Annotated in this window: 18 protein-coding genes; 6 read left to right on the forward strand and 12 right to left on the reverse strand. The window is 66.8% G+C overall.

What is annotated here, in order from left to right:
* Positions 1 to 55 precede the first annotated feature (55 nt).
* On the reverse strand, positions 56 to 1,132 hold the full coding sequence (locus HK401_RS09280; RefSeq protein ID WP_309135948.1) for a proline racemase family protein: 1,077 nt from the start codon (positions 1,130 to 1,132) through the stop codon (positions 56 to 58).
* Entirely contained in the window at positions 1,129 to 3,249 is a 2,121-nt protein-coding gene (locus tag HK401_RS09285) for an oxidoreductase (protein ID WP_219921817.1), read from the reverse strand. Before HK401_RS09285 ends, HK401_RS09280 begins: the two co-directional genes overlap by 4 nt.
* Positions 3,250 to 3,411: 162 nt before the next feature.
* Here HK401_RS09285 and HK401_RS09290 point away from each other — a divergent pair, with 162 nt between their 5' ends.
* Positions 3,412 to 4,077 (forward strand): GntR family transcriptional regulator, encoded by a 666-nt coding sequence (locus tag HK401_RS09290; RefSeq protein ID WP_309135949.1) that lies wholly within the window; start codon positions 3,412 to 3,414, stop codon positions 4,075 to 4,077.
* A gap of 119 nt (positions 4,078 to 4,196) precedes the next feature.
* Here the strand turns inward: HK401_RS09290 and HK401_RS09295 are convergent, their stop codons facing one another.
* Both HK401_RS09295 and HK401_RS09300 read right to left on the reverse strand, forming a co-directional pair.
* The gene (locus HK401_RS09295) at positions 4,197 to 5,723 is read right to left on the reverse strand and encodes an MFS transporter (protein WP_258234092.1); all 1,527 of its coding nucleotides are present in this window, start codon (positions 5,721 to 5,723) and stop codon (positions 4,197 to 4,199) included.
* A gap of 302 nt (positions 5,724 to 6,025) precedes the next feature.
* A complete protein-coding gene (locus tag HK401_RS09300) occupies positions 6,026 to 7,618 on the reverse strand; it encodes an aminotransferase class I/II-fold pyridoxal phosphate-dependent enzyme (protein WP_309135950.1) in 1,593 nt (530 codons plus the stop codon).
* A gap of 101 nt (positions 7,619 to 7,719) precedes the next feature.
* On the opposite strand from HK401_RS09300, the gene HK401_RS09305 reads away from it, so the two are divergent.
* Positions 7,720 to 8,733 (forward strand): LysR family transcriptional regulator, encoded by a 1,014-nt coding sequence (locus tag HK401_RS09305; RefSeq protein ID WP_181274345.1) that lies wholly within the window; start codon positions 7,720 to 7,722, stop codon positions 8,731 to 8,733.
* Positions 8,734 to 8,799: 66 nt separating this feature from the next.
* Here the strand turns inward: HK401_RS09305 and HK401_RS09310 are convergent, their stop codons facing one another.
* The 5 genes from HK401_RS09310 to HK401_RS09330 form a co-directional block, all read right to left on the reverse strand.
* Positions 8,800 to 9,258, reverse strand: coding sequence for an RrF2 family transcriptional regulator (locus HK401_RS09310; protein ID WP_181274346.1), 459 nt, complete (start codon positions 9,256 to 9,258; stop codon positions 8,800 to 8,802).
* Between the two features lie 99 nt (positions 9,259 to 9,357).
* The gene (locus HK401_RS09315; protein ID WP_181274347.1) at positions 9,358 to 10,266 is read right to left on the reverse strand and encodes a sulfite exporter TauE/SafE family protein; all 909 of its coding nucleotides are present in this window, start codon (positions 10,264 to 10,266) and stop codon (positions 9,358 to 9,360) included.
* 180 nt (positions 10,267 to 10,446) lie between these two features.
* A complete protein-coding gene (locus HK401_RS09320; protein WP_181274348.1) occupies positions 10,447 to 11,829 on the reverse strand; it encodes a tripartite tricarboxylate transporter permease in 1,383 nt (460 codons plus the stop codon).
* A complete protein-coding gene (locus HK401_RS09325) occupies positions 11,826 to 12,263 on the reverse strand; it encodes a hypothetical protein (protein WP_181274349.1) in 438 nt (145 codons plus the stop codon). Before HK401_RS09325 ends, HK401_RS09320 begins: the two co-directional genes overlap by 4 nt.
* Before the next feature lie 68 nt (positions 12,264 to 12,331).
* The gene (locus HK401_RS09330) at positions 12,332 to 13,615 is read right to left on the reverse strand and encodes a pyridoxal phosphate-dependent aminotransferase (protein ID WP_181274350.1); all 1,284 of its coding nucleotides are present in this window, start codon (positions 13,613 to 13,615) and stop codon (positions 12,332 to 12,334) included.
* A 279-nt stretch (positions 13,616 to 13,894) separates the two neighbouring features.
* On the opposite strand from HK401_RS09330, the gene HK401_RS09335 reads away from it, so the two are divergent.
* Complete coding sequence (locus HK401_RS09335; RefSeq protein ID WP_181274351.1) at positions 13,895 to 14,734, forward strand: ABC transporter ATP-binding protein; 840 nt, start codon at positions 13,895 to 13,897, stop codon at positions 14,732 to 14,734.
* Positions 14,731 to 15,465: an ABC transporter permease gene (locus HK401_RS09340; RefSeq protein ID WP_181274352.1), complete on the forward strand. Its 735-nt coding sequence runs from the start codon at positions 14,731 to 14,733 to the stop codon at positions 15,463 to 15,465. Before HK401_RS09335 ends, HK401_RS09340 begins: the two co-directional genes overlap by 4 nt.
* Positions 15,466 to 15,502: 37 nt before the next feature.
* Here HK401_RS09340 and HK401_RS09345 read toward each other — a convergent pair whose 3' ends face one another.
* The 3 genes from HK401_RS09345 to phoA form a co-directional block, all read right to left on the reverse strand.
* Positions 15,503 to 16,999 (reverse strand): amino acid permease, encoded by a 1,497-nt coding sequence (locus HK401_RS09345; protein WP_181274353.1) that lies wholly within the window; start codon positions 16,997 to 16,999, stop codon positions 15,503 to 15,505.
* Positions 17,000 to 17,173: 174 nt separating this feature from the next.
* On the reverse strand, positions 17,174 to 17,749 hold the full coding sequence (locus HK401_RS09350; RefSeq protein ID WP_181274354.1) for a GNAT family N-acetyltransferase: 576 nt from the start codon (positions 17,747 to 17,749) through the stop codon (positions 17,174 to 17,176).
* 154 nt (positions 17,750 to 17,903) lie between these two features.
* Positions 17,904 to 19,697, reverse strand: coding sequence for an alkaline phosphatase (gene phoA / locus HK401_RS09355; protein ID WP_219921818.1), 1,794 nt, complete (start codon positions 19,695 to 19,697; stop codon positions 17,904 to 17,906).
* A 265-nt stretch (positions 19,698 to 19,962) separates the two neighbouring features.
* Here phoA and HK401_RS09360 point away from each other — a divergent pair, with 265 nt between their 5' ends.
* Both HK401_RS09360 and HK401_RS09365 read left to right on the forward strand, forming a co-directional pair.
* A complete protein-coding gene (locus tag HK401_RS09360; protein ID WP_181274356.1) occupies positions 19,963 to 20,967 on the forward strand; it encodes an ABC transporter ATP-binding protein in 1,005 nt (334 codons plus the stop codon).
* Between the two features lies 1 nt (position 20,968).
* Entirely contained in the window at positions 20,969 to 21,835 is an 867-nt protein-coding gene (locus tag HK401_RS09365) for an ABC transporter permease (protein WP_181274357.1), read from the forward strand.
* Positions 21,836 to 21,894: the final 59 nt, after the last annotated feature.

Genomic DNA, 21,894 nt, shown 5'->3' on the forward strand with positions numbered 1-21,894 from the left:
TTCGGGCCGGACGGCCCTGTCGCTCCTGACCGGCCTCGTCGTCTGACGGTAGGCGTCAGCGCAACACGAACCCGGGAACGAGGCCATCGAGGGGGTCGAGTTCGACGCTGGTGATGGCGACCCGGTGCGCGCTTCCGGTGACGACCGGGATGACGCCGTCGTCGGTATCCGCGAGCACGCGAGCGCGGAAGCGAGTGCCGACGATCGAGTCGTGGATGAGCGTCTGACCAGGGGAGAGCTCCCCGGCGGCATGCAGGGCGGCGATGCGTGCGGCCGTGCCCGAGCCGCAAGGGGAGCGGTCGACCTGACCGTCGGCGAAGACCGTGACATTGCGCTGGTGCAGCTCGCCGGTCGGCAGGCTGCCGAGGCGGTCGACGATGATCGTGCCGTAGACCCCGGAGAGGCGGTCATCGTCCGGATGTTTCGTCAGCGGATGCCCGGCCAGTCCCGCCTTGATCTCTCGGCCGAGTCCGATGAGCTCGCCGAGGTTCTCCGGCGCGACCACGCCACCACAGTTCGCGCTGCCGCCGCTGCTCCCGCCGGCTCCATCCGCATCCGAGCCGCCCGCCGGTGCCGCGCTGAGCTGGGCGCCGTCGACGAGGGCATAGATCGCTCCTCCCCACGCGAGGTCGAGGCTCACCGGGCCCCGACTGGTGGGAACCGTGATGCCGGTGCCGATGAGCCGGCTGGGCACATTGACGAAATCCACCGAGGCGACCCGACCCCCTTCGTCCGTGTGCACCTGCGCGCGCACCCGCCCCGAGGGCACATCGATCGTGACCTCGGTGATCCCGGACGGGTCGAGCGCGACGAGTCCGGATGACACCGCCCACGCCCCGAGCGCCATCGTCCCGTGACCGCAGGCCGTGGAGAATCCGTCTTTGTGCCAGAACAGGACTCCGAAGTCGGCTTCGTCGTCATCGGGTGCGGTGATGAACCCGCCGTACATGTCGGCATGGCCGCGCGGTTCGAAGCACAGCAGCTGTCGCAGCCCGTCGATCCGCTCACTCGAGATGGCGCTCATCCGCTTCTCGGCCACGGTGTCGCCGGGAATGTCCACGGGTGGATCGGCGACGATGCGGAAGGGCTCCCCGGCCGTGTGGAAGTCGACGCTCGTGCAGATCGTGTTCACAGTCCCATCCCCACCCGCAGACCCTCGAGCACGGCCGCATGGACATTGCGGGAGGCGACCGCGTCCCCGATCCGAAAGAGCGCGAACGATGCGTCCGCCTCGGCGACGGGGGAAGTCGTCGTCGGCTCCGCACCCACTGCAGCACCAGCATGAGTGCTGGCTGCGGCGAGGTCCGGCTGTGACCGGCCGTGCACCCACGCGTCGAGATCGGTCGCCCCATGATTGGACGACCGCGGCTTGAGAGCGAAATAGACCTCATCGTTCGGCGTCGTCCCGAAGTCGACGACCACCGCATCGGTGACGATCTCGGTCTCCCGGTCCGAATAGTCGCTGCGCAGGTTCGCCACGATCTCCTTCCCGTCGATCCGCGGCTTCTCCGTCAGACGCTCGCCGAGGCGGACCTCGACTCCGAATTCGGAGAACACCTGGAGATAGGCCGGAGAATTCATCGACCCCACATCGATGCCGATCGTGCGTTCGGGGCTGACATAGGTGACCTGCCCACCGCCCCGAGCCAGGCGTTCGACGGCGTCGAGGGCGGGGTAGAACCCGTGATCGTCGAAGACGAGCACCCGCTGCTTCGACTTCAGCCGGTCGTCCATGACGTCCCAGACGTCGAAGCTCGGCCCCTGCTCACGGAACGGATAGCCGGAGTCGGGGACCCCGCCGGTGGCGACGATGACGACGTCGGCGTCGAGTGCCAGGATGTCGGCCGCCTCGGCGAAGGTATTCAGTCTCAGGTCCACGCTGTGCTTCTGACACTGCTGCACGCGCCAGTCGATGATGCCGATGAGATCCCGCCTGCGCTGGGATCGGGAGGCGATGCGGACCTGACCGCCGGGGGCGTCATCGGCCTCGAGGACCGTCACACGGTGCCCGCGGACGGCGGCGACCCGGGCGGCCTCGAGCCCTGCGGGGCCGGCCCCGACGATGACGACGTGCTTGGGGTCGGAGCCGATGTCGTGAGGGATCTCCTGGGGCAGATCCGCCTCCCGCCCGCTGGCGGGATTGTGGATGCAGGTGGCCGACCCGGAGGTGTAGATCGAGTCGAGGCACATGTTCGCGCCCACGCAGGGGCGGATGTCCTCTTCACGATGCTCGCTGATCTTGGCCACGAGGCGCGGATCGGCCAGCTGTGCGCGGGTCATCCCGACGAGGTCGAGGCACTGGTCTTCGATCGCGTACCTGGCGGTGGGCACATCGGCGATGCGGGCGGCGTGGAGGACGGGGATGTCGATGGCCTTGCGGATGCGACGGCAGGTCTCGAGCCACGGCGCCGAGGGGGTGCCCATGCCGGGGATCGCCTCGGCGAGCTCGCGGTCGGAGTTGATCATCCCGACGTTGAGGTTGAGGAAGTCGATGCCGTGGTCGGTGTAGGTCTCGAGGATGTCGACGGCGCGGTCCTCGCGCATGCCGTCCTCACGGCGTTCGTCGACGGCCATGCGGATGCCCACGAGGAAGTCCTCCGGCACCGCCGCCTTCACCGCGTCGATGATGCGCAGGGGGAAGCGGATGAGGTTCTCCAGCTCCCCGGAGTACTCATCGTCGCGGTCGTTGAGCCAGGGGGCGAGGAACGAGTCGATGAGGTGGCCGGCATGCATGATCTCGAGCCCGTCGAGACCGGCCTCGGCGACCCTGGCGGCGGCGGACGCGAAGTCGGAGACGATGCGGTCCATGTCGAAGTCCTCAAGGGCCTTCGTGAACGACCGGTGCGCGGCCTCCCGCGTCCGCGAGGCCGAGACCAGGGGCAGCCAGTCACCGGCGAAGTTCGAGGATCGATGACCCAGATGAGTCGTCTGGATCATCACGGCCGCACCTTCGTCGTGGCAGTCCTGAGCGAGCGCGGCCAGCCAGGGCACCACCTCGTCGGTGGTCAGGTCGATGTTGCCGAACGCGGCGGGCGAATCCTTCGACACGATGGCCGAGCCGCCGATCATCGTCAGCCCGACCCCGCCGCGGGCCTTCTCCCGGTGATAGAGCCGGTAGCGGTCCTTGGGCATGCCGAGTTCGGTGTAGGCGGGTTCGTGTGAGGTCGAGACGATGCGATTGCGCAGCGTGAGTGGTCCGAGCTCGAAGGGCTGGAGCAGGGGGTCGGCGGTCACGGGTTCCTCCTTCATTGCAGGAACGTCCTTGGTCGACGCCCGCGGGGAGATGTCCCGCGCCGTCGACCGGTTCACATTCAGGTAATCGATTACCGATTACCTGGTTCCATCGTGCGTCTGCGCGGTTATGCTGTCAATAGCTTTCAGGCAGTTCTTCGATGTGGAGGTGGAGTCGACGTGGATCGTGAAAGGCCGCAGGCGCAGTCGCTGCGAGAGCATGCGCTGGCGATCATCCGTGACGCCATCACCGCCGGTGACCTCGCCGAGGACCGGATCTACTCCGCTGCCGGGCTGGCCAAGGAACTCGGAATGTCGCTCAGCCCGGTGCGTGAGGCGATGATGTCGCTCGTCACCGAGGGGACGGTCGAAGCGGTCCCGAACCGCGGCTTCCGACTCGTCCCGATCACCGAGGTCGACCTCGAGGAGATCATCCGCATCCGTGTGCTCCTGGCCGTCCCTGCCGTGCGGCACCTGTGTGAGACGGCAGCTGCGGCGGAGGTGGCCCCGGGAGTCACCATCACTGAGGCGCTCGCCCGTTTGCGTGAGCATGCCGAGGCCACGATCGTCGCCGCCGAATCCGGTGACGTGCCCGAGTTCTACACACGCGACCGCAGGTTCCACGAGGCGTTGCTCGAGTTCGGACTCGGCCGGAGGGCGGCCGAGATCAGCCTGCGGCTGCGCGACCAGTCGCGTCTGTTCAACGTGCGTTCGGAGATCGATGACATCGCCGTCGACTCGGCCAGAGAGCTGCCGCGCATCGTCGACCTCATCGAGGCGGGCAAGGCCGATGACGCCGGCGAGCTCGTCACGTCCAACCTCTATTTCTTCAAGCGCGGCAACTGACGGGTCGGGCAACGACAACGGCCGGCGTCCCCGCAGGGACGCCGGCCGTGTTTCGAACTCAGCTGCCGGAGCGGCTCAGCCGACTGACGATCTGTCGGTCGAGCCGCCTCGGCGCCGGCTCACTTCGCGGCTTCGTGGATGACCGGGATGGGCATCGTATCGGGGTCGAGGTCGGGATTCTCGTCCTGACCGGCCACGAGCGCGACGGCCTCCTCCTTCGTCTCCACCGTCGGGAAGGACCCGAGCAGCGGACGGCGTGCGGACTCCTTGATGAAGCACACGGCGACGAAGGCGATCACGGAGAAGAACATGATGTAGAACGCCGGCATGTACGAGTTGCCCGTGACATCGATGAGCGCCTGCGCGAACAGCGGGGTCGTACCGCCGAACAGGGACACACCGAGGTTGAACGTCAGACCCATCGCACCGTAGCGCGAAGCCGTCGGGAACAGTGCCGGCAGCGTCGAGGCGAGGCAGGCGATGTAGAAGCCGGCCGGAACCGCGACCATGAACAGCGCAACCGTCACAGCGGTCATCGTGCCGATCTGCATGACCGCGAAGGCCGGGACGATGAGGACGATCGTGGCACCGGCGGCGATCATGAAGACGAACTTACGGCCCATCTTGTCCGAGAGCTTGCCGATGAGCGGCAGGCACACGGACATGATGATGAGCACCGGGATGGTGACGACGGCGGCCTGGATGTTCGAGACCTTGACCGTCTCCTCGAGGTAGGTGGGCATGAAGCTCGTGAGTGCATAGCCGACCGTCTGCGAACCGGCGACGATTGCGATGCCGAGCAGGATCTCTTTCCAGAAGTGACGGACGACGCCGATGAGGCCGTGGCGGGCGTACTGGTCGTCCTTGTCCTTCGTGATGAGGCCGGCATCCTCGTTCGCCTCGAAGCTCGGGGTCTCGGGGATCTTCAGACGGAACCAGATGGCGACGGCGCCGAGCGGGATGGCGATGAGGAACGGGATCCTCCAGCCGCCGTCGAGCATCGCGTTTTCGCCGTAGATGCTCGTGCTGATCACGGTGGTGATCGCCACGGTTCCCGCGCCGGCGGCGAAACCGAGGTAGGAGCCGACATCGAGCCAGGAAGCCCAGTAGCCGCGCGACTTGTCGGGCGCGAACTCCGAGACGTAGGTGGTGGCACCGGCGTACTCGCCGCCGGTGGAGAAGCCCTGGATCATCTTGAGCAGGTAGAGCGGGATGATGACCCACAGCCCGACCTGGGCCGCGGTGGGCAGGACGCCGATGAGGGCGGTGGCGGTGGCCATCGTGGCCATCGTGAAGAAGAGGATCTTCTGGCGGCCGACCTTGTCACCGAGGGGTCCGAGCACCATGCCGCCGAGCGGGCGGACGAGGAACGAGACGGCGAAGCCGAGCAGGGTGACGAGCAGACCCATCTGTCGGTCCATACCTTCGGTGAACACCGAGGTCATGGTCACGGCCAGGTAGCCGTAGACACCGAAATCGAACCACTCCATGAAGTTGCCGACCGTGGTGCCGCCGATGGCGGTGCGGATCGACTTGGTTTCGACGACGATGCAGTGCTCTTCCTTGAGCCGCTTCTTCATCGCCTTGCGCTCTCGGCGCGAGGGTCTCTTGCCCTCCGGAGCGGAACCAACGTGTTCAGTTGTCATGAGTGGGTCCTCATTTCGACATATTCATAGCCGCCGAGAGGGGCTCGACGGCGAGGCGTTCGGTTTCGAACAACGCGGAACATCCTTACGTGCTCGCATAGGTGCGTCAATAAAGTGCGTGAGGCAGGTCACATTCATGAGTATGGCAGAAACGTGTCTGTGTGGCGTCGGAAATGTGAAATTCGCAGAAACACGGAAGGCCGTTGTTCCCAGTCGGGACAACGGCCTTCCGTGGATGCGGGCTGAGTGGAGCCTGTGTGGATGTTCGGTGCGATCGGCCGCCGAAAACGGCCGCTGCTGACTCAGAATTTAGTCACACGAAAGTAACCTAATTCGGGATCGACGGCTCCGCGGACGTGCCCCGAGGGGCTCGCGGCCACGGCTTGGAGGAAATCGACGGTCTCCGCAGTGATCTCCTCGCCGGGCAGGACATTCGGAATGCCGGGCGGATAGGCGGCCAGCGAGCTCACGCTCACCCGGCCGACCGCCTCGGCGGCGGGAACGAGTTCGGAGTCGGCGAAGAATGCCTCACGGGGCAGCATCGCCAGCCGTCCCGCATTTGGCAGCGGAGGAAGCGCGCCGCGGGCGTTCGATGAGGTCGCGGAGTCGGAATCGATCCCCGCCGAGGCGGCCCTGTCGTCCCGATCGCCCGTCGCCTCGGTCTCAAGCCGCAGCGTCTCGAGCGCATCGATGAGGCGAGAGATGTCCGGGGACTTCCCGATCCCGATGAGGGCGACGAGCGTCGTGGCCGTCGACATCTCGGGAAAGATGTCGAAATCCTGGGCCAGGCGCTTGCGCACCGTGTGGCCGTCGAGGCCGGTGGCCGTGATGTCGATGGGCAGGCGGAACGGGTCGATGTCGACGACATCGGCATGGCTGAGGAACTCGCCCGAGAGCAGGTGGTAGCGGTCGGTGGCCTCGATCTGCGCACGCACGTGGCGGATGTTCTCCAGGGACTCGGCGATCGCCTCTCCGGAGGTCATGAGTTCCCGGCGGGCCAGGTCGATCGAGGCGAGCAGGTGCGCGTTCTCGCTCGTCGAGGACGTCATCATGAAGGCGCGGGCCAGTGCGGGTTCGAGCCGGGCGGCGAGCTCGGTGTCACCGAGGTGGAGCAGCGCGGACTGGGTGAGTGAGCCGGCGAGCTTGTGCGTGCTCATGATGACGATGTCCGCGCCCTGGGTCACCGGCGAGGCCGGCAGGTCGGGGTGGAAGCCGAAGTGCGCTCCCCAGGCGGCGTCGACGATCAGTGCCGCACCTGCGGAATGGGCCACCTCGGCGAGGGATTCGACGTCGGCGACCGCACCGAAGTAGCTCGGGGTGACGAGGTAGACGGCGGTGACCGGTTCGGGGTGATTCCGGATCGCCCGGCGCAGGGAATCGGGGGTCACGCCGTGGGCGATGCCGTTGACCTCGTCGACGTTCGGGTAGACGAAGCCGGGGTTGAGCCCGCCGAGCACGATGCCGTCGATGAAGCTCGAATGAGCGCTGCGCTGGGTGACGACGCCGGAGCCGAGGGTCCCGACGGCAAGGGCGGCCATCCGGTTGCCCTGCGAGGAGCCGTTGGTGAGGAACCAGGTGCGGCGCGCGCCCCAGGCCTCGGCGGCCAGGCGAAGCGCTTCGTCCTTCGGGGTGTGCGAGCCGAGGTCGATGCCGTCGAAGAGCGGGGGGATGTCCAGGGAGAGGGTGTGCTCGCCGAAGAATTCGGCCTGACCGGCCGAGATGCCATCGGCAGTGCCGCCGTGTCCGGGGGTGGACAGGAACAGCGAACTGCGGTCCGCCGCGTGCGCGAGCGCTTCGGCGTAGGGGGCGCGCGACTGCGCGTCGGAGGGATGCGGCATCGGTCCCGCGGAGGAGTGCAGGGCCGGGGGCATGGGGGAGTCATGATGCACGGTCATGTCTCCAGATTAGGGAGACCAGTGGTGCGAGGAGAATAGCAACTTTCCTCCCATGCTCTATAGTCAGTATTGAACTCAATGAGGGTCAGATGGGGAGGGTGATGGAACCTCTGGACACGCGCGGACTCACCGCCCTGCGGGCCGTCGCCGTCGCCGGGTCCGTGGCCGCGGCTGCTGCGGATCTGCAGTGGAGTCAGCCGACGGTCAACCACCATCTGCGCAATCTGGAGAGGGCGCTGGGTGCCACGCTCATCGAACGCAGTCCGCGCGGATCGCACCCGACGACGGTGGGCAGCCTCGTGGTCTCGCGGGCCGTCGAGATCCTCGGACTGTGTGAGCGCCTCGGCGCCGAGGTGGCCCTGTGGCGCGATTCCCAGGCGGTCCCCGTCCGGATCGGTGCGGTGCCCACGGTCGGCGCCCGGGTGATCCCGCGCCTGCACGATCAGCTCCAGGCCCGCCCGCGCTGGCAGACCCGCGACGAGGCGGTCGCCGGGGATCGGACCGAGGTGCTCACCGCGGCGCTGGATGTGACGATGGACGAGCACGCGAAGCTCGTGGCCCGGCTCGAGTCCGGCGACCTCGACCTCGCGCTGCTCGTGTCGACCGACATCGACCGAACGTGGATTCCGACGACGCTGAGTGCGACGCACCTCTACTCCGAGCGGCTGTTCCTGTGCGTGCCGAGGTCCATCGGCCCCATTGCCGTCGACGCTCAGGGTCTGCCCGACCTCACGGTGCTGGTGTCCCAGACGTGGGCGTTCAGCATTGATCCGGGCGACGCCATCGACGAGGTGGTCCGCTCCTTCTGTCTGGCCGCGGGCTTCGAGCCGCGGGTGGGGATGCGGATGGATGACTACGCGGCCATCAATCGGATGATCTCGGCCGGCCTGGCGGTGGCGATGATCCCCGAGTCCTCGCTCTCAGCCGAAGCGGATATCGAGGTCATCCCGATGCCGCTGAGCGCCTGCCGTCGCGACGTCCTGTTGGTCTCCCGGTCCGCCTCGGCGCAGTCGGCGGGTGCGCGGACGCGGCACGATCCGATCGTCCAGGCTCATGATTCGGCCATCGCCGAGGTGGTCGCCGACGTCCGCACGGTCACCCGGCGCTGGCGGTGAGGGTGGGCTGTGACTCCGGGCCGAGCGGGACGCCGGCGCGGTACGTGAGCGCTGTGCGCGGTCAGGTCAGTGCGGGTTCCAGGCGTCCTCGATCGCGACCTTGTCGGTGACCGCCTCGGGCAGCGACTTCTCGGCGAGGTGGGCGATGGACACGTGTTCGAGCACGTCGCGCAGGGAGTAGCGGGCGGCGATCCACACCTGCTGGAGTGAGTCGGCGGTCGAGTCGTAGCTGACGTTTTCGGGGCGCTGGCCGTAGATCGAGACGAGGGGGCCGTCGACGGCGCGGATGACGTCGGCCACGGACACCTCGGCGGCGGGCTTCGTCAGTCTCCATCCGCCGGACTTACCGCGGACGGAGGTGAGGATGCCGACGCGGCGCAGGTCGGCGAGGATGGCCTGGAGGAACCCCTTCGGGATGTCCTGCCGGCGGCCGAGCTCATCGGCGCTGATGGGTGCGCCGTCGTCCGTCGCGGCGATCTCGATGAGAGCGCGCAGCGCGTAGTCCGACTTGGTGGTCACCCTCATGCCGTCATCGTAACAGTGGGTGCCGGCACCGGTGCGCCCACCGCCGTCGACCTCGGGCCGCGGCCGCCCACGGGGCACGTGTCGTCGGCGGCGTTCGGGTCAGGCTCCGGCGACGGGAACGACCTCGGCCGCCTCGGTGGAGTCGTCCTTGCGCACCTTCCGCTCCACGCGACTGACGTGGACGAGCAGGCCGACCCATGCGAGGGCGAGGACGATGAGCGTCGTCGTCAGCACCGGCGTCGAGGCGCCGAGTGCGATGGCGATGGTGCGCGCATTGGTGAGGATGATGATTCCGCCGGCGGCAACCGCGAGGATGCGGGCGGGCAGGATCTTCACCAGCCAGGCGGCGAAGGGTGCGGCGATGATCCCGCCGATGAGCAGGGCGGCGACGATCGTCCAGTCGATGCCGGCGTGGCCGAGGGCGAAGAGGAAGCCGAGCGATCCGCCGACGGCGACGACGAACTCGCTCGTGTCGATCGAGCCGACGACCTTGCGGGGCTCGAGGCGGCCCGAGGACAGCAGCGTCGTCGTGCCCACCGGTCCCCAGCCTCCGCCGCCGATGGAGTCGAGGGCGCCGCCGACGAGGCCGACGGGGACGAGGAGCTTGGCTCCGGGGCGGCCCTTGAACTCGGGGCGACGGCCGCCGAGGGCGAGGAAGCGCCAGATCACGTAGATGCCGAGGGCGAGCAGGATCCCGGAGATCCAGGGGGTGGCGCCGTCGCCGTTGAGTCCGGAGAGGAAGGTGGCCCCGGCGAAGGCGCCGATGAAACCGGGGACGGCAAGGATCGACACCGTCTTCCAGTCGACGTTGCCGAAGCGGTGGTGAGAGATCCCCGAGACCAGCGTCGTGCCGAGCTCGGCGAAGTGGACCGCCGCCGAGGCGGCAGCCGGGGCGACGCCGGCCGCGAGGAGCAGGGTCGTCGAGGTCACCCCGTAGGCCATTCCGAGCGATCCGTCGATGAGTTGGGCGAGGAGTCCGACGAATCCTAGGACGATGAGCTGCCGCATGGTGGTGCCTTTCCACGAGCCGAATATTGTTGAGCAATTCGTTCTCGCACCACAATAGCTACTAAGTCCAGTGAATAACTACACTATGACTTTCTGTGACGATCGGGTTGTCTGCGGTGGCTGACATTACGGAGGGCGGCATGGCCCGGCGCAGCCGTCCGCGCAGGCGAACCTCGGGACTTACAAGGCGAGGATCGCGGGGACGGTGAGCACTGCGACGTAGTAGCCCATGAATTGGACGCCCGCGTGCATGCCGATCATCCGGTTGAACAGGCCACCGACGAGCCCGACGGTGATTGTCACACCCAGGGCCAGCAGGCCGCCCTCGTAGAGGCAGATGACGCAGATGAGGGCGGCGAATCCCGCGATGATCGCCTCGTGGGAGACCGAGGTCATCACCCACGTCGCTGCCCGGTGGGCGTTCTTCATCACGAAGGGGTAGGCGATCGCGATGGCGATGACTGCGGCGATGACGGCGAAGAGTGCGAACTGCCCGGTCGTGAGCAGGTCGTGGAGGTTGTTCGTCACCCCCGTCTCCGTATCCAAGGTATAGACCGGCGGGGCGTTGAAGAGAGGAGCTGCGGGTCCTGCGGCGACCGGGGAGAGCGGCAGGCCGATGGCGATGAGCGGGATGAGCGTCTCGGCGAGATAGGTCGACTCGGTGGTGCCGTTGCGCACCGTCGCCACGGTGGTCAGTCGGCGGTAGCCGTTCTTGATCCGACTGCCGACGATCTCACCCATGAGTACGGCCATCGCCACCGGTGAGAACACGAAGGTCGCCGAGGTGATCGCCGCCGAGCCGCTCGTATACGCCAGCTGGGTGCGGTCGAGGACCTTGAGCGGGTTGGGCAGGCGCCCGCCCGGCCGGCGGACGTCGGGAGCGAGTGCGAACTCGCGCTTGCCCTCCTGGCGCATCGCCCGCCGGCCCGCCGGCGAGAGCGAGGCGAAGAGATCGAAGATCAGCGGTCCGGTGGCGATGCCGAGGAAGAACGAGGTCGTGAACGTCGTCTCCTTCTGCTCCATGATGAACGCCTGCAGGCCGACGATGACGAGGACGAAGGGAATGAGAGCGACAACGGCGCCGAGGCGGCCCTTCGAGGTGTACGCGACGAGCACGGCCGCTGCCGCGAAGATCCACGGAGCCACCGCCTCGATCGCCTCGGCGAAGGGGGTGAGGATGAGGGCGAAGATGATGGACAGCGGGATCGCGATGACCACGGCCACGACCCCGCCGGAGATCGCCTTCTGCAGCGCCAGGTGCGGAACTCCCAGAGCGCGCAGCAATTGAGCCTCGCGCAGCATCGGCACGGCCGTCGTGTCACCGGGGATGCCCAGCAGGGTCGTCGGCACCGCGTGCGAGATGTGTTTGGCGATGACCGCGGCCAGGAAGAAGGCGATGACACCGGCAGGTGGGACACCGAGCAGGATCACCAGCAGGGCGATGGGGGCGACGGTCGCCGTCTCGTCGGTGCCGGAGATCAGCCCGATGCCGGTGAACAGGACGGCGGCCAGGAGGGCCATGCCGATGGCCCAGAGGACGGGTTCGATGAGTTCGGCGCTCACTTCTCGCGGTCGCTTTCGTGTCCGGCGGGCCTGTCGGTGCGGCGGGATTCGTGATTGTCGACCAGAGCCTCGAAGAGACCGAGCGCGCGCACTTCCTCTTGCACCACCTCGGGGAGTTCGCGGGGATCGCCGAGTTCGCCGTACTCCTCGACGACCTCATCGATGATCTCCTGCCGGTCCCGGGTGTCGGCGGTGGAGGTGGTGATCACGCGCTTGGGTTTGAACAGGAACCCTGTGATCACAGCCCCGAGGATGCACCCGAGGATGCCGATGAGCAGGGCATAGGAATGGCCGAGCTCGGTGTTCCCGACGGCGGCGAAGAGATGGTCGGCGATGAGGTAGGACGAGACGGCGATCCCCACGGAGATGGCGATGCCGCCGGTGAGATGCCGGGAGTCGACCGTGTCGTTCCACACTTCGATCAGGTGCGGCATCCTTACCCGCCTTCGCTTCGGTGATGATGGTCCTGAGTCAGGATACCCATCATCACCGCGCACCGACTTCAGCCCGCGGCGGCGGAGCCCTTCACCGCAGTGTTCTCGCGCACGACCGGCAGCTCGCAGGTCGTCGACGCCACCTGGCGGTAGCCGGACAGGAATGTGTCGAGCCGTTCGATCGCCTCGGTGAGCACCTCGACCGACGGCAGGGTGACGAGGCGGAAGTGGTCGGGCCTGGGCCAGTTGAAGGCTGTGCCGTGGGAGACGAGGATCTTCTGTTCGCGCAGCAGATCGAGGGCGAACTGCTCGTCATCGGTGATTCCGAACTTCTCGACGTCGAGCTTTGCGAACATGTACAGCGCACCGTCGGCACGGTGGGCCGAGACGCCGTCGATCGAGTTCAGCCCTTCGTAGGCGACCTGCATCTGCGCGCCGAGGCGGCCCGTCGGCAGGACGAGGTCTTCGATCGACTGATGCCCGCCGAGCGCGGCCTGGATCGCATGCTGAGCCGGCACGTTCGAGCACATGCGCATGTTCGCGAGCAGTTTGATGCCCTCGAGGTAGCTGTGCGCCTCCTCGAGCGGGCCGGTGATCGCGAGCCAGCCGGAGCGGTAGCCGGCGACCCGGTAGGCCTTCGACAGTCCGGAGAACGTCAGGCACAGCACGTCGTCGCCGGTCAGGGTGGCCATGTTGACGAGTTCGATGCCGTCGTAGGTGATCTTCTCGTAGATCTCGTCGGAGAAGACGATGAGGCCGTGGCGGCGGGCGATGTCGGCGATCTTCTGCAGCGTCTCCTTCGAGTACACCGCACCGGTCGGGTTGTTCGGGTTGATGACGACGATGCCGCGGGTGCGTTCGGTGATCCGAGATTCGAGGTCGGCCAGATCCGGCTGCCAGGCGTTCTCCTCGGCGCAGCGGTAGTGGACCGGGGTGCCGCCGGACAGCGCCACCGAGGCGGTCCACAGCGGGTAGTCGGGACCGGGCACGAGGATCTCGTCCTCGGGATTGCACATGGCCTGCAGGCTGAGCGTGATGAGTTCGCTGACACCGTTGCCGAGGAAGACCTCGTCGGTGCTGAGATTCCGGATGCCCCGAGTCTCGTAGTACTGGACGACGGCGCGGCGAGCGGAGAGGATTCCGCGCGAATCCGAATACCCCTGTGTGACCGGGAGGTTCGCCGCGATGTCCTGGACGATCGCCTCAGGGGCTTCGAATCCGAACGGGGCGGGGTTGCCGATGTTGAGCTTGAGGATCGTGTGCCCGGCGGCTTCCATCGCCTGGGCCTCTTCGAGGACGGGTCCCCGAATGTCATAGAGGACATTGGCCAGCTTCGACGACTGCCTGAACATGTGAACCGTGGAACCTTTCATCCGACTTCCGCTCCGCCTCCCACGCTAGGCCATCGCCGAGGTGGTCCTGACCAAACAGAGGCCCGTTTCCCAGACCTTTGCCGGGCCCGGCGGACCGATCTGCAGACCTTTGGTGACCGCGGTCTCATCACCTGGGTGTGGTGTTCACACCCATTGTCCTCCTCGGCGGGTGCGTCATGCACAGCGGTCCCACCATTGGCAACGACGGATGGACCGAACTGCTTGACCTCGCCGGTCCCCGGGTGTCTCATTCACCGTATGACGAACACAGCGGTCGAGGTGAGAGGACTGCGGATCCGCCGCGGACGCAGCGCCGTCATCGACGGCCTGGACCTCGAGGTGCCGCGCGGCGCCATCGTCGGACTCCTCGGACCCAGCGGGAGTGGGAAGACGACGCTCATGCGCGCGATCGTGGGGGTGCAGATCGTCTCCGGCGGAACGGTGCAGGTGCTCGGGCGGCCCGCCGGATCGGCACCGCTGCGCCACCGGGTCGGATATATGACCCAGCAGGCGAGCATCTACGACGACCTGAGCGTGCGGGCGAACCTGCGCTACTTCGCCCGCGTGCAGGGGGCGCCGCAGTCCGATGTCGACCGGGTGCTCGAGCGCACGGACCTGATGGGGCAGGCCGATCAGCTGGCCCGGACGCTCTCTGGCGGTCAGGCCAACCGGGTGTCCTTGGCAGCGGCGATGCTCGGGAACCCTGAGTTGCTCGTCCTCGACGAACCCACCGTCGGCCTCGACCCGGTCCTGCGAGCGGATCTCTGGGGACTCTTCCGCAGTCTCGCCGACGAGGGCACGACGTTGCTCGTCTCGAGCCACGTGATGGACGAAGCCACCCGGTGCGATCGGCTGCTGCTCATGCGCGAGGGCGCAATCATCGCGGATACGACACCGCGCGATCTGCTCTCAAGCACCGGGGCCGCCTCGGCGGAGGAAGCCTTCCTCGACATCATCGAGAAGGACACTGCCGGTGAAGGACCTGCCGGGCACGGACGCCGGTCGCGGACCCATCTGCTTTCCCAGAACGCGAACGGCAAGGGTCGGCCAAGCCATGATCGGCGGGGCCACGGGACGAAGGAAGGAGGTCGGCGATGAACCCGATGCGAACCCTGGCCACGACGAGGCGTGTGCTCGTCCAGATCCGCAACGACCCGCGTACGATCGCGCTCCTGCTCATCGTGCCCAGCCTGCTCATCGGCTTGGTGGCGTGGATCTTCGACGAGACAGATACCTTCGCCACGATCGGGCCGGCGATGCTCGCGCTCTTCCCGTTCATCGTCATGTTCCTCGTCACGAGCATCGCGACCCTGCGCGAACGCCGCAGCGGAACGCTCGAACGGCTGCTGTCGATGCCGCTGGGGCGCGGCGACTTCATCCTCGGCTATACGCTGGCCTTCGGCTTGCTCGCCGTGGTGCAGACGGCCGTGGCCGTCGGCTACGCAACGTTGGTGTGCGGGCTCGAGATCGAAGGATCAGTCGGTCTGCTCTTCGTCGTCGCGATCGCCGATGCCCTGCTCGGCACGGCGCTGGGCCTGCTGGCCAGCGCCTTCGCCCGCACGGAATTCCAGGTCGTGCAGTTCATGCCTGTGTTCGTGTTTCCGCAGATCCTGCTAGGCGGGATCTTCCTGCCACGTGATCAGCTGCCGGACGTGCTCGAGACCATCGGAGACTGGTTGCCGCTTTCGCATGCCATCGATGCGCTCAATGCGGTCTCGACCGGCAACGAGGATGACGCCTATATCTGGCTGCGGGTGCTCTTCATCGCCTGCTGGATCGTCGGAGCCATCATCGTCGGCTCGCTGACCCTGCGTCGCCGGACGCCGTGAGGCATGGTGACGGCGCGGACAGTTGCGAGCAGGGTCGTCAGTTCTTTCCAGACCCCATCGGCTCGGTGCGGTCGGTCAGTGCGAAGGGCCGGCGGCCCTGACCGCGCACGAACGCGAGGTAACACAGCCACAGCGCGACGACCCACAGCAGACCGGCCCACAGTGCCGGGCGGGAGTCGGGGACGATGCCGACCATGACGACGACGAAGATGATGAATGCGACCGTGATCCACGAGCCCGCCGGCCACAACGGCATGGGGAATTCGCTGGGAAGACGAGCTTCCTCGGCGATCGCTTTCTTCATCCGGATATGGGCGGCGAGGATGACCAGCCACACCAGCACCGTGGCGAAGGTGGCCAAGGCCCCGAGCAGGAACAGGGCCTGGTCTGGGTACAGGTAGTTGAGGACCACGCCGGCCAGCAGCGCGACGATCATCGTGACGACGGTCATCACGGGTACGCCGCTCAGGGAGGTGCGGGCGAACGAACGCGGGGCCTGCCCCTGTTCGGCCAGACCGTGGAGCATCCGACCCGCACCGTAGATGTCGGCGTTGATGGCCGACAAAGCCGCCGTGATGAGGACGACCTGGAGGATGGCCGCGGCAGCGGAGAAACCGACGGAGTCGAAGATCGCGACGAAGGGGCTGACCTCGGAGGTGATCTGATTCCACGGCAGAATGCACATGATCACACCGAGGGTGAGGACGTAGAAGAGGAGGATGCGCACCGGCACCGAGTTGATCGCTTTGGGCAGCACCTGCTTCGGATTCTGCGCCTCACCGGCGGTGACGCCGATGATCTCGATGCCGCCGAAGGCGAACATCACGATGGTGAACGATGAGAGCAGACCCCAGAATCCGTTCGGGAGGAAGCCGCCGTTGTCGACCAGCGCCTGCGGACCCATCTGATCATGGTCGGCGATGCCGAAGCCGAAGATGATGATGGCAATACCTGCGGCGATGAGGGCGATGATCGCGACGATCTTGATGAGCGCGAACCAGAACTCCAGCTCACCGAAGACCTTGACGCCGATCATGTTGATGGCGGCGATGAAGAAGACGACGGCGAGCACCCAGATCCAGCGCGGGACTCCCGGGAACCAGAAGCCCATGTAGACGCCGATCGCGGTGGCATCGAAGACGGCGACGAGGACCATCTCGAAGGCGAAGGTCCAGCCGACGAGGAACCCGGCAAAGGGGTGGATGTAGCGGGAGGCGTACTGGCCGAAGGAACCGGAGACGGGGTGACGGACGACGAGCTCACCGAGGGCACGCATCACCATGAATACGGCAGCCCCACCGATGATGTAGGCGAGCAGCACCGCGGGACCGGCCGCCTGGATCGATTCGGAAGAACCCATGAAGAGACCGGTGCCGATGGCTGAGCCGAGGGCCATGAAACGGATGTGGCGGGCGGTCAGGCCTCTGTGCAGGCCGGCGTTCGCCTCGTGACCGTTCGCGGATTCGTCGACGCGTTCGCTGTTGCGGTCGTACGCGGGGAGCGCCTCGTTGCGGTCCTTGTCGGCTGGAGCCATCGGTGTCTGCTGTCCTCTTCTCTCGACTGCCCGTGGCCGCCTTCGTGCCCACACGAACGTGTGGTCCGGCGCCACGGCCACCTCAGGCTCTCATGTCGGGAGAGGGCCTGAGCGCGGGTGTCGGGACAAAGAGTCCGAGATCTCAGAAAATCGTGTCCGATGGCAGACTGCCGGTCAGGCCGTCTGGCGGTCGCTGGCGAGCATCCCGAAGATGAGGGTGTCCGTCCATTCGCCCTTCGACCACCAGTCCTTGCGCAGGTGCGCTTCCTGTCGCATCCCGATCCGTATCGCCAGGTTCGCCGAGGCGGTGTTCCGGGAATCCATCTGTGCGAATACCCGATGGAGGCCGTAATGGTCGAAGGCGACATTGAGGACGGCGATGGCCGCCTCGGTGGCGAAGCCGTGTCCGCCGGCGGCTGGGTCGAGGATCCAGCCGATTTCCGCCTTCTCGTCGCTGCCGTCTTCGAGCCAGACCGCGATGTCGCCGATGACGCGTGAGCCTTCGAGCGAATCGAGGCAATCGGCGGTCTCGATGACCAGCGCCAGGGCCCGTGATTCGGTCTCGAGGCCGGTGCGGGGGAGACGTTCGGCGACCTTGGTCTCGGCCACCTCGGCGGTCCAGGGATCTTCGAGGAGAAACCGGGAGACGTCCTCGCGGGAGTAGATGGGAAGATGCACCTCGGCGTCGGACTCCCGGTACGCGCGCAGTCGCAGTCGGTCGGTGGTCAGGGGCAGCTCGAGGGGTTCCATGTGCTCACTCTGCCAGGTCGACCTGAGTGGGGGAAGGACGATGCCGGACGCTTCGCTGGGAGCGTCCGGCATCGTTCGCGGTCACAAACGGTGACTCAGGTGGTGCGGTCGAGCGTCGGGTGGTGCGCCTGGACTCAGGTGCCTCACCATAGGCTCAGGCGAGAAGGATGCCGCGGCGCTTGGCCATGCGGACCAGGGCTGATCCGCCGATGATCGCGGCGACGCCGAAGAAGATCGCGGCACCGATCTCGACACCGGTGCGCGGCAGCGTTCCGCCACCACTGCCGGCCAGGCCCGAACCTTCGCCACCGTCGCCGGAACCGGCATTGCCTTCGCCGCCCTCTGAGCCGCCGTTCGCACCGCTTCCGCCGCCGGTCGCGTCGGTTGAGCCGTTGGAATCATCGGATCCGGTGGTGTCCTGGGAGCCGGCCGAACCGTCATTGCCATCGGTGTCGGCTGAGCCCGAGGCATCGTCGGAACCGTTAGCGTCAGCACTTCCGGTCGAATCATCGTTGCCGTTGGCGTCGTCACCCGGATCACCGGGCACCTCGGCATCACGGTCGAGTCCCAGGCCGTCGGCGATCGTGTAGTGCAGGTCCGTCTGATCGGTCAGCCCGACGACATTGGCCGCACCCGGTCCGTACGCGGCGATGCGGATCTGCGTGCCGGTGTGACCCTGCGACGCTTCCTCGTCAGCGGTCGCATAGTTCATGGTCATATCGGTGCCGTCGACAGTGGCCAGCGTCCGGGTGAGGCCCGGAGTGTCCGAGCCGGCGGAGACGATCTGGCTCGTGTGAGCGTGATCGGCTGTCGTGACGACGAGGGTCTCGCCGTCCTTCTTTGCGAAGTCGAGGGCGGCCTTGACCGCCTCGTCGAGGTCGACGGTCTCACCGATCTGACCGCACGGGTTGGCCGCGTGGTCCTCCTTGTCGATGCTCGCTCCCTCGACCTGGAGGAAGAAGCCCTCATCGTTGTCGAGCAGGTCGACGGCCTTGCTCGTCAGCTGATCGAGCTTCGGCACATCCGCGGTGCGCTCGGGGTTGTTCTTGCACTTCACAGCCGGTTCGGTGCCGCCTCCGTGGGTGGCCTTCGGTCCCTCCCAGCGAACGGGGAAACTGCCCTCCGTGAAGAGTCCGAGAACCGGCGAATCCTGGTTCGCCTCGGTCACACCTTCGAGCGAGTCGGAGTCGTTCACGAGCTGGTAGCCGCGCTCCTCCGCCTGCTCGCGCAGGGTCTTGTCCTTCCAGCCACCGGCCACGGCCTTCTGCTCGAATGAGGCTGAACCGCCGCCGAGGACGACATCCGCGCGAGCATTGAGGATCTGCTCGCTGATTGAGCCGAGTCCGCCGTTCTCCAGCGCCTCACTCGAGCAGTCCTTGCTCGTCTCCTCAGGTCCGTAGCAGCCGCGTTCGCTGATGTGGGAGAGTTGGGCGGCCGGCGTCGCATCCTGGATCTCCGCGGTCGAGACGTCGCCGGTCTTCATGCCCTTCGCGCGGGCCATTTCGATGAGCGACTTGTGCGGGTTGCCTTTGCGATCGACTCCGAGAGCCCCGTTGTAGGTCTTCGTCCCGGTCGACCAGCCGGTAGCGCTTGCCGCGGAGTCGGTGACGTAGTCCGGCTTGCCGGTGTCCCTGTTGACCGCGTATGTCGTGTACTGGCCGGTCAGCGGCAGTTCATCGAGACCGTCGAAGCGCCCGTGGGCGCCCTTCGCATAGTTGCGCGCGGAGGTGATCTCCGAATCGCCCATGCCGTCACCGATGAGCAGGATGACGTTCTTCGCGCCGGAATCCTCCACCGCGTCGCGGATGACGTCGGTGTTGTCGCCCTCGAGCTGACGAGCTCCGCCGGGTTGATCGATATCGGCCGCCGAGGCGGGGCTGGCGGTTGCGAAGAGCGCGAGTCCGAGCGCTCCGGTCGCCGCGGCGAGACGCAGTGTTCTCGAGGGCATTGTCATCCTTCCGACGGTGGGAAGCGCCCGCCGAGGCGACGGCGCGCGAGCATACCCGCCCAACGTACTCAGCCGATTCGCAGACAGTGTGGAGGAAAGATGAAGGGCAAGTGAACTTCCCAGCGGCGCCTGTCTTCTGTGTGCAGGCGGCCGTTGGGCGAGCAGCAATCGCCGCGGTCACGGGGCGGCCGGTGACAAATGGCACCCCTGACCTCGTGACAAATGGCATCATCGTCCTCGCCTCCGGATTCCTAGTCTGAAGGACATGAACACAGACACGACTCATCCAGCCACAGCGGATCACCGCATAGCCCCGGGGCAGATTCCCGACGCCGTCTCCCTGACCGGACTCTCGAAGTCCTTCGGCGACCTCAAAGCCGTCGACGGCCTCGACCTGAACATCCGCCCCGGTGAGGTCGTCGCCTTCCTCGGCCCCAACGGCGCAGGCAAGACGACGACGATCGACATGCTGCTCGGACTCTCCCGCCCCGACGCCGGAGCGGTCGAGATCTTCGGCATGCCGCCTCGGCGGGCGGTCTCGCGCGGCCTCGTGAGCTCGGTCATGCAGACCGGCGGACTCCTCGATGACCTCACAGTCCGCGAGACCGTGGAGTACACCTCGGCGGTCTTCGCCTCCTCCCTCGACGTCGACCTCGTGCTCAAACGAGCCGGCATCGCCAACATCGCCAACGCCACGGTGAAGAAGTGCTCGGGCGGGCAGAAACAGCGGCTGCGCTTCGCCATGGCCCTGCTGCCCGACCCCGCGCTCATCGTCCTCGACGAACCGACCACCGGCATGGATGTCACCGGACGCCGCGACTTCTGGCACGAGATGCGCGCTGACGCCCTGACCGGCAAGACGATCCTCTTCGCCACCCACTACCTCGAAGAGGCCGACGAATTCGCCGACCGCGTCATCCTCGTCGCCGGCGGCCGGATCGTGGCCGACGGTCCCTCGCACGAGATCAGAGCCATGGCTGCTGCGAAGACCGTGAGCGCGACCTTGCCCGTCTTCGATACGGAGCCCGACACAGAGTCGGGCACGAACGCCCGCGCCGAGGTTGCACCCGGTGTCGCTGGCATCGTCGACCTCCTCGGCGGGCTCGCCGGAGTCGAATCCATCGACGTCCAGGGGCGGCGCCTGAAGATGCGGACGAGCGATTCGGACACCGCCGCCAGGACGCTGTTCGACCATGCCTGCACCGACCTCGAGATCTCCTCGCACTCGCTCGAGGACGCCTTCATCAGTCTGACCACGAAAGGGGCCTGAGATGTCCACCCAGCCCAGCACCACCAAGTCCAATACCATCCAGCCCGCAAGCACAGGCAAACCCGGCACAGCCAAGCCCAGCGCAACCTCGGCGACCTTCCTCGACTCACTGAGCGAGCGCCGCCCTCCGAGCTTCGGCGGATTCTCCGCCACCCTGCTTCGGCTCGAACTCATCCGCAAGCTGCGCAACCGGCGCACGCTCATCTTCACGATGATCATGCCCGCGGTGTTCTACCTCATCTTCGGGGTGTCGAATCGGGGCGAGATGCTCGGGGACACGAACGCAGCGCTCTACATCTCCGTCTCCCTGGCGACGTACGGGGCGATGGTGGCTACGACCACCGGCGGTGCCCAGGTCGCCGTGGAACGGGCACTCGGCTGGAGCCGCCAGCTCGCGCTCACGCCCCTCCACCCCGCGGCCTACATCCTCACGAAGGTGATCGTGTCGATGATGCTCGGTGCAGTCTCCGTCATCGTCGTCTTCGCACTCGCCGCGATCACGGGAGTCCACGCCCCGCTTGGCACGCTCTTACTCTCCGGACTCCTCGTCATCCTCACCTCCTCGGTGTTCGCGGCCTTCGGCGTCATGCTCGGCTACCTGCTGCCGGCCGAGAACGCCATCCAGGTCTCGAGCATGGTCCTCGGCATCCTCTCCCTCATCGGCGGACTCTTCGTCCCCCTCGAGATCTGGCCGAATACCCTGCAGACGATCGCGCACTTCACGCCGGCCTACGGCGCCGGAGAGATCGCCCGCGCACCGCTCGGCGGGGGTTACGATCAGTGGGCAGTGGTCAATGTCGTCGTCTGGCTCGCGATCTTCGTCGCAGGCTCCGCGTGGGCGCTGCGCAAGGACACCGCACGAGTGTGAGCCGGTGCATGACAGACACCGACAGCGGTGGTCGTGGGCTCTACCGAGAGCCCACGACC

Source organism: Brevibacterium oceani, from assembly GCF_013623835.1.
Lineage (GTDB): Bacteria > Actinomycetota > Actinomycetes > Actinomycetales > Brevibacteriaceae > Brevibacterium > Brevibacterium oceani.

Coding starts and splice junctions, on each gene's coding strand:
- HK401_RS09285 (WP_219921817.1), bottom strand. CDS start 3,249: ATGAAGGAGGAACCCGTGACCGCCGACCCCCTGCTCCAGCCCTTCGAG.
- HK401_RS09295 (WP_258234092.1), bottom strand. CDS start 5,723: ATGACAACTGAACACGTTGGTTCCGCTCCGGAGGGCAAGAGACCCTCG.
- HK401_RS09300 (WP_309135950.1), bottom strand. CDS start 7,618: ATGACCGTGCATCATGACTCCCCCATGCCCCCGGCCCTGCACTCCTCC.
- HK401_RS09305 (WP_181274345.1), top strand. CDS start 7,720: ATGGAACCTCTGGACACGCGCGGACTCACCGCCCTGCGGGCCGTCGCC.
- HK401_RS09310 (WP_181274346.1), bottom strand. CDS start 9,258: ATGAGGGTGACCACCAAGTCGGACTACGCGCTGCGCGCTCTCATCGAG.
- HK401_RS09315 (WP_181274347.1), bottom strand. CDS start 10,266: ATGCGGCAGCTCATCGTCCTAGGATTCGTCGGACTCCTCGCCCAACTC.
- HK401_RS09325 (WP_181274349.1), bottom strand. CDS start 12,263: ATGCCGCACCTGATCGAAGTGTGGAACGACACGGTCGACTCCCGGCAT.
- HK401_RS09330 (WP_181274350.1), bottom strand. CDS start 13,615: ATGTTCAGGCAGTCGTCGAAGCTGGCCAATGTCCTCTATGACATTCGG.
- HK401_RS09335 (WP_181274351.1), top strand. CDS start 13,895: ATGACGAACACAGCGGTCGAGGTGAGAGGACTGCGGATCCGCCGCGGA.
- HK401_RS09340 (WP_181274352.1), top strand. CDS start 14,731: ATGAACCCGATGCGAACCCTGGCCACGACGAGGCGTGTGCTCGTCCAG.
- HK401_RS09345 (WP_181274353.1), bottom strand. CDS start 16,999: ATGGCTCCAGCCGACAAGGACCGCAACGAGGCGCTCCCCGCGTACGAC.
- HK401_RS09350 (WP_181274354.1), bottom strand. CDS start 17,749: ATGGAACCCCTCGAGCTGCCCCTGACCACCGACCGACTGCGACTGCGC.
- phoA (WP_219921818.1), bottom strand. CDS start 19,697: ATGCCCTCGAGAACACTGCGTCTCGCCGCGGCGACCGGAGCGCTCGGA.
- HK401_RS09360 (WP_181274356.1), top strand. CDS start 19,963: ATGAACACAGACACGACTCATCCAGCCACAGCGGATCACCGCATAGCC.
- HK401_RS09365 (WP_181274357.1), top strand. CDS start 20,969: ATGTCCACCCAGCCCAGCACCACCAAGTCCAATACCATCCAGCCCGCA.